15 protein-coding genes and 1 tRNA gene are annotated in these 12,471 nt (G+C 47.2%); 12 read left to right on the top strand and 4 right to left on the bottom strand.

All coding sequences use genetic code 11. The features are described 5' to 3' along the window. The first annotated feature begins 81 nt into the window (after nt 1-81). The 3 genes from NSS79_RS12370 (at nt 82) to NSS79_RS12380 (ending at nt 1,433) form a co-directional block, all read left to right on the top strand. Nucleotides 82-654 carry a xanthine phosphoribosyltransferase gene (locus NSS79_RS12370; RefSeq protein WP_038589705.1) on the top strand — a complete coding sequence of 191 codons (573 nt, stop codon included), beginning with the start codon at nt 82-84 and terminating at the stop codon, nt 652-654. 105 nt (nt 655-759) lie between these two features. Continuing rightward, nucleotides 760-1,077: a hypothetical protein gene (locus tag NSS79_RS12375; RefSeq protein WP_342439566.1), complete on the top strand. Its 318-nt coding sequence runs from the start codon at nt 760-762 to the stop codon at nt 1,075-1,077. 137 nt (nt 1,078-1,214) lie between these two features. Next, nucleotides 1,215-1,433: a hypothetical protein gene (locus tag NSS79_RS12380; RefSeq protein ID WP_038589707.1), complete on the top strand. Its 219-nt coding sequence runs from the start codon at nt 1,215-1,217 to the stop codon at nt 1,431-1,433. A 73-nt stretch (nt 1,434-1,506) separates the two neighbouring features. Here the strand turns inward: NSS79_RS12380 and NSS79_RS12385 are convergent, their stop codons facing one another. Beyond that, complete coding sequence (locus NSS79_RS12385; RefSeq protein WP_342439567.1) at nt 1,507-1,962, bottom strand: hypothetical protein; 456 nt, start codon at nt 1,960-1,962, stop codon at nt 1,507-1,509. Nucleotides 1,963-2,141: 179 nt separating this feature from the next. On the opposite strand from NSS79_RS12385, the gene NSS79_RS12390 reads away from it, so the two are divergent. The 6 genes from NSS79_RS12390 (at nt 2,142) to NSS79_RS12415 (ending at nt 5,432) form a co-directional block, all read left to right on the top strand. Continuing rightward, a tRNA-Leu gene (locus NSS79_RS12390) sits at nt 2,142-2,225 on the top strand. A 250-nt stretch (nt 2,226-2,475) separates the two neighbouring features. Further along, a complete protein-coding gene (locus NSS79_RS12395) occupies nt 2,476-3,072 on the top strand; it encodes a TetR/AcrR family transcriptional regulator (RefSeq protein ID WP_342439568.1) in 597 nt (198 codons plus the stop codon). Continuing rightward, nucleotides 3,069-3,935 (top strand): alpha/beta hydrolase, encoded by an 867-nt coding sequence (locus NSS79_RS12400; RefSeq protein WP_342439569.1) that lies wholly within the window; start codon nt 3,069-3,071, stop codon nt 3,933-3,935. The genes NSS79_RS12395 and NSS79_RS12400 overlap by 4 nt, the downstream gene beginning before the upstream one ends. A 161-nt stretch (nt 3,936-4,096) precedes the next feature. Next, nucleotides 4,097-4,300, top strand: a complete 204-nt coding sequence (locus NSS79_RS12405; RefSeq protein ID WP_038589712.1) for a helix-turn-helix transcriptional regulator — start codon at nt 4,097-4,099, stop codon at nt 4,298-4,300. After that, nucleotides 4,297-4,719, top strand: coding sequence for a hypothetical protein (locus tag NSS79_RS12410; RefSeq protein WP_038589713.1), 423 nt, complete (start codon nt 4,297-4,299; stop codon nt 4,717-4,719). Before NSS79_RS12405 ends, NSS79_RS12410 begins: the two co-directional genes overlap by 4 nt. A gap of 56 nt (nt 4,720-4,775) precedes the next feature. Then, nucleotides 4,776-5,432: a hypothetical protein gene (locus tag NSS79_RS12415; RefSeq protein WP_342439570.1), complete on the top strand. Its 657-nt coding sequence runs from the start codon at nt 4,776-4,778 to the stop codon at nt 5,430-5,432. Here NSS79_RS12415 and NSS79_RS12420 read toward each other — a convergent pair. The 3 genes from NSS79_RS12420 to NSS79_RS12430 are packed head-to-tail and all read right to left on the bottom strand — an operon-like array spanning nt 5,413 to nt 7,551. Beyond that, nucleotides 5,413-6,090 (bottom strand): hypothetical protein, encoded by a 678-nt coding sequence (locus NSS79_RS12420; protein WP_342439571.1) that lies wholly within the window; start codon nt 6,088-6,090, stop codon nt 5,413-5,415. The genes NSS79_RS12415 and NSS79_RS12420 overlap by 20 nt on opposite strands. A gap of 16 nt (nt 6,091-6,106) precedes the next feature. Further along, nucleotides 6,107-7,261 carry a DUF2812 domain-containing protein gene (locus tag NSS79_RS12425; protein ID WP_342439572.1) on the bottom strand — a complete coding sequence of 385 codons (1,155 nt, stop codon included), beginning with the start codon at nt 7,259-7,261 and terminating at the stop codon, nt 6,107-6,109. Next, nucleotides 7,258-7,551, bottom strand: coding sequence for a PadR family transcriptional regulator (locus NSS79_RS12430; RefSeq protein WP_052092522.1), 294 nt, complete (start codon nt 7,549-7,551; stop codon nt 7,258-7,260). The genes NSS79_RS12425 and NSS79_RS12430 overlap by 4 nt, the downstream gene beginning before the upstream one ends. 286 nt (nt 7,552-7,837) lie before the next feature. On the opposite strand from NSS79_RS12430, the gene NSS79_RS12435 reads away from it, so the two are divergent. The 3 genes from NSS79_RS12435 to NSS79_RS12445 all read left to right on the top strand — a co-directional run bounded on the left by NSS79_RS12435 (nt 7,838) and on the right by NSS79_RS12445 (nt 12,455). After that, a complete protein-coding gene (locus NSS79_RS12435; RefSeq protein WP_342439573.1) occupies nt 7,838-9,469 on the top strand; it encodes a response regulator in 1,632 nt (543 codons plus the stop codon). Between the two features lie 59 nt (nt 9,470-9,528). Continuing rightward, nucleotides 9,529-11,376: a sensor histidine kinase gene (locus NSS79_RS12440; RefSeq protein WP_342439574.1), complete on the top strand. Its 1,848-nt coding sequence runs from the start codon at nt 9,529-9,531 to the stop codon at nt 11,374-11,376. Between the two features lie 167 nt (nt 11,377-11,543). Beyond that, a complete protein-coding gene (locus NSS79_RS12445) occupies nt 11,544-12,455 on the top strand; it encodes an ABC transporter permease subunit (RefSeq protein ID WP_342440358.1) in 912 nt (303 codons plus the stop codon). Nucleotides 12,456-12,471: the final 16 nt, after the last annotated feature.

Raw genomic sequence — 12,471 nt, forward strand, 5'->3', positions numbered from 1 at the left:
GACATGACTTCCGCCTAATGGCAAATGGGTGTATTAGAGTGGAATGTCTGAAATTATAAAGGGTAATGGAGGTTCAAAGTCATGGAAGTATTGAAACAGCGGATTTTGCAGGAAGGGGTCGTCGTTTCGGATCAGGTACTGAAACTAGACGGTCTGCTCAACCATCAGGTGGATCCCATGCTGACGATGGAAATGGGACGGGAGTTTGCCGGGAGATTTGCGGACGCCGGAGTTACGCGGGTAGTTACTGTGGAGTCCTCGGGTATTGCCGTGGCATTTGCCACCGCTTATGAAATGAAGGTGCCGCTTGTATTTGCCCGCCGCAAAAAAACATTGCTCGCCGATCCTGATGCTTTGTGCGAAAGAGTACCATCGTTCACCAAGGGAATCGTTACTGATATTATGTTGTCCCGCCAGTATATCTCTCCAGATGATAAGATTCTTTTTATTGATGATATTATCGCCAATGGTGATGCAGCACGCGGACTGATCAAGATCATCCAGCGTTCAGGGGCCGAACTGGTGGGACTGGGCGTAGTGGTGGAAAAAAGCTTTCAGGCAGGAGCCCGCACCATCCGGGAACAGGGCATCCGTCTGGAGTCGCTGGTCAGAATTATGTCTCTAAGTGAAGGAACAATAGTTTTTGGCGACTAAGCAGTGGCAATTAATAGGTGTATAGCCTATTTTTAAAACATCTGCTTTTCACCCTATGACTTTTCCTTTATAATAAACATTAGACATAGGAGAGGAGGCGTCACAATGGGGAAAGAACCGGTGACAGAGCAATTCTTTATAAATAAATTATCCGAGGCCAAGGATCATTTCGAGCGTGCGCTGGATTGTAAACACACGGAGTTCGACGATCTGTATCCCTATATGATTGAACATCCTCAATTTTTCTGGTACAAACGTTATGTAGCCTGGTCGGAACTTTTGACAATCACAGGTTTGTGTAAAGAACTGGATTTCAACTGGAAACAGAATTTCAGTGATCATCAGGTTGAATATCTGGAAGAACGTGTGATGTCCGCTAAAGTTCTTGATTTCTGGTTTGAGAAGAATGAAGCGCTGATATAGTATCTTCATAAGACATACAGAATTGCTTTCTAGTAAGGAACTGAGGCCCAGATGATTTATCATTCGGGCCTTTTTCATGAGTGAATTGCGGGAGACAATGGACAAGCTAACTAACGGAGGGAGGGGAGTATTACCACATGATCAGTGATGAACAGCTGGATGCGTACCGGATATCCGGAGAGAAAATACGTGTCGTACGTGATGCGTTGGAGAGCAATGACGTCAAAGGTATTGTATTGGCCTGGGACGAGTCACAGGTGATGGTGCGCCGTCCCAATAAGCGGATAGTGAAGCTTGACCGTAATTACGTGTATCAGCCTTTCTCGGAGCCTAGACAAGATCCGGACAATATATAAGCAACTCACAGCATGACAGCCCTTGTCCGGTTATGGATAAGGGCTGTCATTATTTATATACTTCATTATGCTATTAGATGGACATAGCCATCTGTTCGACACTGTCTTCCTTGGGGAGAACGGCGAGCTCGGGATTCAATCCGAGATAAGCGCGCATGCGCAGCATCATTTCATTGCGGAATCCAGGCCACGGGATGTTGAACTCTCCCACATAACCGCGGCAGGCATACTGTGCTTCAACGCCTCGCTGATCCTGGCGTATGGTGGTGATCTTCAAATGATGTGAAGCCAGTTCACGGGTTACCTCTTGCAGCATTAGCGAGGTCTTCTTGGTTGCGCTGGACACCAGTTCCATGTAAAGCTGTGGCGTCTTAAACAGACCACTCTTGCCGATTACCCGGCAATCCCGTTCAAATACTTTATGAATAAACGTTAGCAGCAGATAGCTTCTGACAAGGGACAATTCGTCTTTGGTTATATCTTCAGGAATAGCTGGTGTGATTAGTGTACTTCTCTTGGTAGTCGCCATTATAAATCACCTCATTTATATTATGCGAACCTTTGTTCTTATTATACCTCTTATTCATCAATAAAAGCAATATTTAACCAAAAATTAATGAAACCAAAGAAAAATCGAAAAAGATTGACTCTGAATTCTCAGTATGATATGATCTATCTTGTGACCGCGAAAGCGAGTCATCATAATATGCGGTCATGGCGGAATTGGCAGACGCGCTGGCTTCAGGTGCCAGTGGTAGCAATATCGTGGAGGTTCGAGTCCTCTTGACCGCATCGTGTTTTACAAAGAAACCCCTTCCTAGGAAGGGGTTTTTCTTTTGTCTGGCTTAGTATATTTAGGCGGATTGAACGTGCCGCCAGCGTTAGTTACCTTTTCTCCTGGCATGTGAATGTCTTTGTTCAGCTCTTATGGAGTATAAGAATCCGGGGCAAGAAAACAGGGACGCCTATTGATTTCAAGGAGTAATAACGTTATTATATGACTATAAAATCAAAAACGGTCATAGAGTATTAAGGAGGCGGCATGGCGAAGAAATTTAGCGATAAAGAAAAGGAAATTATACAGGAAAGGCTCCTAAGCAAGGCTGAGATATGCTGGGGGAAGTATGGAATTAAAAAAACCAGCGTGGATGAGCTCGTCAGAATGGCGGGTATTTCAAAAGGTGCATTTTATTTATTTTATCCATCTAAAGAACTGCTTTTTTTCGATGTTCTTAAAAGCGTTGATAAACGTATAAAGAATGCAATGCTTGAAGCATTAAAAACCTCTAATGAGCCCCCAAAGCAGAGTTTTATCCAGGGTCTAAAGCAAATGTTTATCGAGGTCCAGAAAAACCCGTGGATTCTAAATCTTCAAAACGGTGATTACGAGCTTCTGATCCAAAAGCTGCCGGAAGAAACCGTTAAAGAACATCTATCGGATGACGAGGACGAAATTTCAATGCTCTTAAAGTACCTTGAGGTTGAATGTGATATAGGATTTGTATCATCTGCGATGAGGGCGATATTTTTCACAGTACTTCATAAAAATGAGATTAGCGGAGAGCATCATGAAGAAGTGGTGCATTTCTTTATCGAAAGTCTTGCGGAGAGGGTTTTTGAAGGGAGGGTGGAGCGGTGAAGTCAATCTATAAAAGTCCCTTGGGTAAAGAAAAAATACTTCACATCTATGACAAGCTGCAATCCCGGCTGGATACGAAATTTGAGAGCCGATACGTGGATACGCGATTTGGCAAAACCCATATTTTAGTCGGGGGTGATGAAACGGCACCACCCTTAATCTGCTTTCACGGAGGAAATGTAGTAAATCCAATAACGCTCAAGTGGTTTGAACCTCTGTCGAAGATCTATCGTATTTATGCGCCAGATACCATCGGACATCCGGGCAAAAGTGATGAAATCCGGCTCAATCCCAAAACAAATGAATATGCTGAGTGGGTTTGTGATTTTATGGATGGTCTGGGTCTAGCGAAGGCGAAATTTATTGGACCCTCGTACGGAGGCGGAATACTTATACGTTTGGCTGCCTACGCACCTGAGCGTATTGAAAAAGCAGTATTTCTTGTACCTTCAGGTATTGCGGGAGGTAAAATGACCGGCATGATGAGGAAGATACTCATTCCGCTTGCTGTATATAAAGTTATTTCTACCGATAAAAATTTATACAAGGCTTGTGCAGCAATGTTCGATGATGAAATCCATGAAGATTTGTTGTTGCAGATACAATACATATATGATTATGTCCGGTTGGAAACGGTATTTCCCAAGTATGCATCCAAGGAAGAATTGATGGCGTACACCGCACCTTCCTTACTAATTGTCGCTGATGAAGATATATTTTTCCCTGCTGAACAGGTTGTTCCAAGATCGAAAGAGATTTTTAATCAGCTGCAAAAAATTGTTGTGCTGGAAAATGCAAGCCATTTTCAAAACAACAGAAACCTTGAAACTATTATTAATGAAATAGAGAGTTTTTTTGAATAGTTCTGCCCGTATTGGCAGGCTCTTGATTTGGCAGTGATGCCATCAAGGGCCTTTTTTGTATTTATTAGAGTTATGAGGAAATGGAAAGTGTGCTTTACATTGGAAAAGGTAAATGTTATTATTATGGAAAGTTAACTTTCCGTAATAAGTGAGGTGAAAGCATGGAAAACAGACTGGAGCAGCTTCGCAAGGAGCGGGGGATTAAGCAGGAGGAGCTTGCCGAGGCATTAGAAGTTTCGCGGCAGACCATTGGTTCGCTCGAAAATGGGAGATATAATCCGTCCATTATTCTAGCCTTTAAAATTGCCCGCTATTTCAAGCTGGCCATTGAAGATATCTTTATCTATGAGGAGGAATCGGAATGAAAATGAACAAGACAGTTTGGCTGTTTACTATTCTGCTGCTGCTTGGAGGTATTTTGACTGTAGTCGGCCTTCTGGTGATTGATGAAAGTACAGAAAAGCTTGCCGGAATATGTGTGGGGATAGGTTCGGGGCTGTTCAGTATGAGTGCCGCTAATCTTATCGTTCAAGGGTATTACCGGAAGCACCCCAAGCTCAAAAAGCAGGCTGTGATTGATTTCCGCGACGAACGCAATACAGCTATCCGGATGAAAGCCAAGGCCAAAGCCTTCGATATTATGTTTGTGGTCATGATTGCACTGCCGTTTCTGTTTATTTTTGCTGGGATTTCTCTATGGGTGGTGTTGACTACCATTGGCCTTTATTTATTTGGCTATTTTACCCAACTCTTCTACATGATTAAATACAGCAAACAGATGTAGCCGATCTGGGAGAAGCGGGAATACAAGGAGTTACTTAACACTGGAGGAAGATCACAATGGATGATGCTGCGAAGAACAGGATGCATTGGGAATTAGCCTATATTTTTATTCTTACGGCGCTGATAACGACATTGGCGGGAATGGTCCGTGAGTTGCCACATGCGATTGCCATTGCCGGATTCACAGCTGCGTTTGCGGCAAATATTTGGATCTGGAAGAAGAGTATCAGCCGGACTGTTATTTATCTCCACAATGGTTTGAACATCGTCTGCGCACTGTTTCTGGCGTATATGCTGTCAGCCTACATATTCGTCTCGGAGAGTGCGATTATTGGTGCTGCCCTCGGAGTGGTGGTAATGGATGTGTTTAGTTTCACCAAGAGAGGGCGGTTCACACTTAATGCCAAACTAATGGGACAAAACAATACAGCCGCGCGGTTATCCATTTGTCTTCCGGTTCCCGGGAAGCGAGGGCTGATTCCGGTTATCGGTGTGGGAGATTTGGTCTTTTATTCGATGCTGACAATGGTTGCATTGAAATCGGACAGTGAGTTCGGCCTGTTATTTGCGGTATTGCCCATTCTGGCAGGGCAGCTGCTGAACATTGCCATCATTCTTGCTGTAAAAGATAAAAATGGATTCAAAGGCTTTCCGGCAACCTTAATGCCCGGATTGTTGTTTATTGTTATTTATATTACAGGTATCCCGGCATAAAAAGCGGCTTCCAGACCTCAGGGATTTGCCCGGGGTCGGAGCAATATACCGTCTGCAGATAGCGGCTTACCGGAGTCAATTGCTGTTCAACCAGCACTTCTTTGATCTCGGAAGGTTTGGTTGGGATCGAATGTCCGGCAGCTTCCATGAAACGTTCAATGGGCAGAAGCATCCCGCAGCTCTTACGGTAAGACATCCGGTGCGGATAACGCGGGGAGCTTCCGGAGTCATATTTGGACAGCTTGATATGCTCAAAATGATCACTCAGCAGTTCATAGGCAGAGAATTTCAGGATGGCAAAATGTTCGCCGGGTTCTCTGCGGGAGTACATAGCAGCCATGACAAGGCAATCACGCTCTGTCGGCCACAGGAAGACATGCTGGTCAAGGCAGGCGCGGAATTGCTCCTGCGTTGTTTCCGGGTCCATGGCCTCAGGAGTGATCCGCAGATGGGCATTTAACCAGACTGAGCGGCCTTGATAACAGGTCTGTTGCAGCGTCGCGCGGTGCACACCGCATGCATGCTCAGGGTCCAAAAGCACGGATGCGGCCAGTCTGTCCAGTCCGGCAATAGCCGGAAGATTGCGTGCTCTGGTGAAATGGTAGAGCGAGCGTCTTAGCGGGCTTTTAGTGATAGCTGATAGGATGGCTGTTTTCATATTGGCATTTTGTCCTTTACGGTTTACTGTTTTTGAGACGCCGGTAATACAGCCAGGTTCTGCCCACAAACGACCCGAAGAGGAGCATGCAGATGAACATTAGCGAAGTGTTCCATGCCCGGGAAGCGGTGATTCCGTCATTTAGCATGCCATCAATGAATGCCCCCAAATTCACGCTATAGAGCAGAAGCAGCGGGAGGAATAGCGAAGTATAGCTGATGGCGATTTTTCGGGCGTGCTTCAAGCGGTGGAATTGATCGCTGTATATTTCAGGGCGCTCAGCGCCTTCCGAATATTCCCGGCTCCAGATCGTCCATTTCTGCAAGGAGGAGAGGGAACTGTAGACGTTCTTCCAGCCGGCCTCCCTGTGCAGCTCCAAATAACCTTCATCGGAAATCACTTGATAGTCGGCATGATAGTTCATCCGCCGTGGGCTGCCTTTGCAGAAATAGAACAGCGTTCCGCCTGGACCGACTTTACACAGATTAAATCCAAGCCGTTCTTTGTTCTCAAGCCACTGCTCCAGCCGGTCCGGAGCGTACATCCAGCCTAGTTTGATCCGGATGATCTTGGGTCCGGCGGGGTCGGGCTGTACGTCAAGTTCGTAGCTGTCTTGATTGTCCCCGCGTAATATTTTATTGGCTGCCCTGATCTTGATAACGGAATAGAACGCGAGTACCAGCAGAGCGATGGCGAAGGCTGCAGCGATATAGGTAACCAGCCACATCGGGCTTTTCACTACCCGGAGGGGCGTATCCTGGGAAAGGGAAAAACCTATCGTGATTAGCGGAATTAGTGCAATTAATAACAAATAAACGATAATCGCCATGAAAAAATAAGAAATCTTCCGGTTTCGCTTGATCGCTTCCTGACGTGAGGGGTAGGCGTTAATTTGGCCGGGTTGCCGTTCATTGGCATAAATGGTCCACTTCCCTTGATGCACGTTCCTTGTCCAGCCCTCAGCTGCCAGATAGGTGGACAAGGAGGTTTGAGCTGATGGAGCATACCCGATTTGATAGGTAATGTTACCCGGCTTACCCTGCCGGAAAATAAACCGCCGAAGTTTAATATTCCATCCTTCAAGCAGCCATCCCTGGCTGGCCATCCCGGTCAGCCAGGTTTCTGTTTTGAGTAAGTCGTAGCTCCAGAAAGGCCGAAATACAGTCTTCATAAGAATTCCTCCTCGCAGTTAATCGCATTGTTGTGCAGTTCTTTCAATCTGCCAATTTCTACGGTCATCACTTTTTTTCCAAGCTCCGATACCTCATATACCGTTTTTCTTTCTTCATCAGCAAATACGGTGATCAAGCCGTCTTTGTTCATTTTGGTCAATGTTCCATAGACTGTACCTGATCCCAGTCTGAGCCGTCCGCCTGACAATTCTTCAACATGCTTGATGATTCCGTATCCGTGGCGCGGTTTGGTCAGGGACAACAGAATGTAGAATGCTGTCTCGGTCATCGGCACGTACTTTTTAAGTGCTTTTTCAATGGAGGACACCCGGATCACCTTTTTCCAAAAATATATGTCTCATCGCGACTATGTCATAACGTGACTATATCACGACGTGACTTATTATGCAAAGAAACTTTCCCGGGAAATAAGAAATGAGGGGGATTACAATCCATTAATCCTACTTTGTAATATTTTTGCAGAAGAATATCTTAATCGGTTGAAATTTTTTACAATGAAATAAGGTATTTAATTCTGTGAAACAAATAACCTCATATAGAGAGGAACTGAGACTATGAAAACATTAGTTATTGTGGATGATGAGCCCTCGGTGGTGAACGGGCTGCGCACTTATGTAGACTGGGCAGCACAAGGGATTCAATTGATCGGAACCGCGGATGACGGAGATACAGGGCTTACGCTCATACGTGAGCTTAGGCCGGATATTGTGCTGACGGATGTGCAGATGCCTTCCATGGACGGAATTACGATGGCTGCCGAGGTCCGTGCACTGCTGCCGGATGCCAAAATTGTGTTCATCAGCGGGCACAACGATGCAGAGTATTTGAAATCGGCGCTGCAGATGCATGCGGCTGATTATATTTTTAAACCAGTCAGCAGGAAAGAATTGTACGCCGTGATGGGAAAAGTGACTGCTGCACTAGATGCGGAGAGGCGGGAGCGGGACCGGGTAAAGGAAATGCAGGTTAAGCTAACCCAGAGCATGCCGCTGCTGCGCGAGAAATTTCTGCTGTCAGTGGTCAGCGACAACATCAACATGGCCCAGGTGCAGGATAAACTGCAATTTCTGGGACTGCCGCTGCTCTCTGCGGACAGCTATATCATTATGGTCATCGTAATTGATGATGTTCCGCAGGTAATGGATTCACGCAGTGAGCGGGATAAACAGCTTTTGTCCTATACGGTGCTGAATATCATTCAAGAGTTAACGGATAAGCAAATGCGCGGTGTGACGTTTGAGAAGGAGCCGGGAGAGTATGTCGGCATTTTGTTGACCCGTTCTTTTGGAGGACAGGAGGCGGACCGCTCTCCCGAGAACGAATTGCTGCTGCTGGCGGAATCGATCCGCGACAATCTGCGGAAATGGCTGAAGCTGAGTGTAACTATCGGGGTGGGCGATGGAGTAGGCAGCCTTTCTGAGGTACCGGCCTCCTATAAGCAGGCAAGAGCTGCCGCCGACCAGAAATGGTATCTGGGTAAAAATCGCATTCTGACGATGGACAACATTGAGTCCGGAGAGAATCTGCGTTACCGCTTTGAGCCGGAATGGAGCGAACGCGTAATCACTGCCCTTAAGTCAGGCGATCAAAGCCGGCTGCAGGGGGAACTGAGTGGAATCTTTGGCCTGCTGGAGCTGAACCGGGGGCAGGGCTCCCGTTATGCGCAGAATGTCAGTCTTCACCTGATTCTGCAGTCCAGCCAGGTGCTGCTGGAGCTGAACGGCATGACGGCAGAGTGGGAGAAACGGGAAATGGAAGCCTGGAAGCTGGTTATGCGCCAGGAAACGATTCAGGATTTGCTGCGGTATACGGAATCTTATTTGCGGCATGTCTGTGATTTTGTGGAGGCCAAACGTTGCGGAAAGTCCAGTGAGGTCATTGAACGGGTCCGCCGCCTAATCGGAGAGCGCTATGCGGACAATTTGACGATCGCCGATATTGCAGCAGGCGTATATCTCAGTCCTACCTATGTAAGGCTGCTGTATAAGCAGGAAACGGGCGAAACCGTGTTTGAATATTTGACCAAAGTACGGATTGAAAAGGCGAAAATGCTGCTGAGAGATCCGCAGAACAAATTTTACGAGGTCTGCTATGCCGTAGGTTATAGCGATCCCAGCCATTTCAGCAAGCTGTTCAAAAAAATGACCGGGAGCACACCCAGCGCCTACAGAGAACAGCAAAATTAGAACTTGAGCCTCCCAAGGGCGATACGACAAAAAGGCCGGAGAAACGAGGTGTCACCTTTATGAAATTGGGATGGAGCTATCTGACTGGACTTGGGCAGGGGATTCTGGCCGCAAGAAAGTGGCTGCTTGTGTATGCGCTGCTAATCTTGCTGCCGGTGTCCATTTTACTGGCTTCCTTCTATCAGCGGTCCAATGAAATTCTGGAACAGGAAGTTACCCGTTCGATGCAGCTTACACTGAAGCAGGCAGGGCTGAATTTAACCTACAAGCTGGAACACATCCGCGACAGCAGCAATTCGGTGTTTATGAACCAAATCCTCTACGATAATCTGCTCCAGAAAGCCAGTATCACGGAGCAGCTAAAGCAAATTAAGGAGCTCCGCAATCTGGCCGAAACCGCACAGGAGAATGAGGATATTTTTCGCCTGCGGTTTTTTGTTGATCCTTCCCGCCTGTATGCCGGAGACCGGATTAATCTGTATTCCTTTGAGGATGCAAAGCAATATCCATGGTATGAATCGGTGATAGAAGCTGGTGGGGGGATGGTTTGGACCGGTGTTTATCAGGAGAAGTATAACGACATTGGTAAAAAGAATATTTTTTCCGTTGCCCGGATGCTGCGCAATCCCCAGGAATATGAAGAGATTGTAGGTATTCTCGTGATGGATGTGTCCGAAGGTCTGATCGGGGAGATTATGTCGGAGCTGCAGTTCTCGGACAAGTACGCTCCTTTTCTATCGGATGCCAGCGGCAGATTGATCTACAGTTCAGATAGTGCCGGTCTGACTAAGTCGGATAATAAAGCAGGGAATCTGCAAAAGGACGCGGCTGTCCTGCCTAAAGAGCTGCTTGATACCATCGAGCACTCGGAGGAAGGAATTCTAAAGCATTCGATTGACCGTGAAGAAGTGAACGTAGTGTACACCACCATCGGAACGACTGGCTGGAAGCTGGTCGCACAGGTATCGGAGCCTGAGATTTCACACAGGGCCACAGCGATGAATCAGTTCACCAGTATTGCTACACTTGCGGGAATTACGGTTTTGTTCCTGGTACTGGTCTTTGTTCTATTCATGTTCATGATTCAAGGCATGCAGCGCAGAGTGCAGATGATTCTCAAAATGATCCGCAAGGAAGGGATCGGCTGGCTGGAAGACCGCCGTTCTATGCCTGATGGTGATTTCCGGCTGCTGGAGCGCAGCGTGGACCATCTTATTCACAAGGTCAATAACCTGATGGAAGAATCGTATCAGGCCAAGATGCAGGAGCGGGAGGCTCAGCTTCGCACACTTCAGGCGCAGATCAATCCCCATTTCCTGTACAATGCCCTGGATATGATCAACTGGTCGGCCATTGCCCATGACGCTGAGGACACGAGCCAGATGATTGAAGCGCTGGCCCGTTATTTCCGGCTCAGCCTGAACCAAGGACGCGACAACGTCAGCATTGTGGATGAGCTGAATCTGGCCAAGGTGTTCCTTGAGATTCAGCAGAACCGCTTCCCGTCCACGTTTACGTTCACCATTCAAGCGGAACCGGGGCTTGAACAATATATGATGCCGAAGCTGACGCTGCAGCCTCTGGTGGAGAACGCTTTGCTTCACGGCATCCGCAAGACGAAGCAAAAACAAGGGGGAATCATGATCACAGCAGCTCATGAGCAGGGGGATATCGTGCTCACAGTCTCTGATGACGGGACCGGTATGAGCCAGGATCAGGCCAACCGTCTCCTGATCGATCCATCTGCCGGGAGTCAGCCGGGCGGTTTGGAGGGCTCGTTTGGGCTCTATAATGTCAATGAAAGAATCCGCTATTTCTCAGGCAACCGGTATGGCTTGTCCATTGAGACGGAGATCGGAAAGGGAACCCTTGTTACTGTGAGATTTAAAGCGGTTTCATCAGAATAGTTTTGCAGCTTTTTTTACAGTCGCCTGAGACCAGAAATAATCGCTTTACCTCCTACAACAGGACCCGGGTAGATCCTTATAATTAACCCATAAACAGTTGGGGGTGAGCCATCTTGGGCGCAGGTGTCACGGATTTGAACCCGAAGAGCAAGGTTAAGCCAACCAGAATCAGGTCCGCCAGCAGGTGGAGATATGCATGGAGAAACAGGGATTATTATGTACTGCTGATCCCCGGATTATTGTTTCTCCTGCTCTTCAAATATACACCGCTTTACGGGGTGCTGATTGCTTTTCAGGATTTCAACATTTTTGAAGGGATCAAGGGCAGCGAGTGGGTGGGGCTTGAGCAATTCCATAAGCTGATCCAGTCGGAAGAATTCGGAAGGGTGTTTATGAATACGCTGTTAATCAGCGTTTATAAAATTGTGATACTTTTTCCGGTTCCTATCTTCATCGCGCTGGTGCTGAACGAGGTTCGGCTGATGTTCTTCAAACGGACGATTCAGACGATCATTTATCTTCCGCATTTTTTGTCTTGGGTCATTATCTCTGGCTTATTCGTGACCATCCTCTCTACATCGGGCGGGCTGGTCAACAACATCATCCAGTGGTTTGGCGGAGAGCCGATCAGTTTTTTTGTCAGCAATGAGTATTTCCGCAGTCTCGTGGTGTTTACCGCAGGCTGGAAGGAAACGGGCTGGAATGCCATCGTCTTCATTGCCGCCATTGCCGGTATCGATCAGGAGCAATATGAAGCGGCTGCTATTGACGGGGCGGGCAGAATCCGCCGGATGCTGCATATTTCCATTCCGGGAATTCTGCCGACGGTGGTGCTGATGTTCATACTCCGTCTCGGTTCAGTACTCGACGCGGGTACAGAGCAAATTCTCACAATGTACAATCCGGTGGTATATGAAACAGCTGATGTCATCGGAACCTTCGTGTACCGGATCGGTCTTGGCAAGATGGACTACAGCTTCAGTACAGCAGTCGGGCTGTTTAACTCCGTCGTCGGTTTCATCCTGATTGTCTCAGGCAACTATATCAGCCGCAAGCTGCTTAAGCGCGGAATCTGGTAATCCGGGAAGGGAGAGA

The organism is Paenibacillus sp. FSL L8-0436 (genome assembly GCF_038593025.1).
Lineage (GTDB): Bacteria > Bacillota > Bacilli > Paenibacillales > Paenibacillaceae > Paenibacillus_AQ.

Excerpts from the sequence above, each read along its gene's own strand:
- NSS79_RS12370 (WP_038589705.1), top strand. The coding sequence starts at position 82 with ATGGAAGTATTGAAACAGCGGATTTTGCAGGAAGGGGTCGTCGTTTCG.
- NSS79_RS12380 (WP_038589707.1), top strand. The coding sequence starts at position 1,215 with ATGATCAGTGATGAACAGCTGGATGCGTACCGGATATCCGGAGAGAAA.
- NSS79_RS12410 (WP_038589713.1), top strand. The coding sequence starts at position 4,297 with ATGAAAATGAACAAGACAGTTTGGCTGTTTACTATTCTGCTGCTGCTT.
- NSS79_RS12385 (WP_342439567.1), bottom strand. The coding sequence starts at position 1,962 with ATGGCGACTACCAAGAGAAGTACACTAATCACACCAGCTATTCCTGAA.
- NSS79_RS12405 (WP_038589712.1), top strand. The coding sequence starts at position 4,097 with ATGGAAAACAGACTGGAGCAGCTTCGCAAGGAGCGGGGGATTAAGCAG.
- NSS79_RS12425 (WP_342439572.1), bottom strand. The coding sequence starts at position 7,261 with ATGAAGACTGTATTTCGGCCTTTCTGGAGCTACGACTTACTCAAAACA.
- NSS79_RS12375 (WP_342439566.1), top strand. The coding sequence starts at position 760 with ATGGGGAAAGAACCGGTGACAGAGCAATTCTTTATAAATAAATTATCC.
- NSS79_RS12395 (WP_342439568.1), top strand. The coding sequence starts at position 2,476 with ATGGCGAAGAAATTTAGCGATAAAGAAAAGGAAATTATACAGGAAAGG.
- NSS79_RS12415 (WP_342439570.1), top strand. The coding sequence starts at position 4,776 with ATGGATGATGCTGCGAAGAACAGGATGCATTGGGAATTAGCCTATATT.
- NSS79_RS12435 (WP_342439573.1), top strand. The coding sequence starts at position 7,838 with ATGAAAACATTAGTTATTGTGGATGATGAGCCCTCGGTGGTGAACGGG.
- NSS79_RS12430 (WP_052092522.1), bottom strand. The coding sequence starts at position 7,551 with ATGACCGAGACAGCATTCTACATTCTGTTGTCCCTGACCAAACCGCGC.
- NSS79_RS12440 (WP_342439574.1), top strand. The coding sequence starts at position 9,529 with ATGAAATTGGGATGGAGCTATCTGACTGGACTTGGGCAGGGGATTCTG.
- NSS79_RS12420 (WP_342439571.1), bottom strand. The coding sequence starts at position 6,090 with ATGAAAACAGCCATCCTATCAGCTATCACTAAAAGCCCGCTAAGACGC.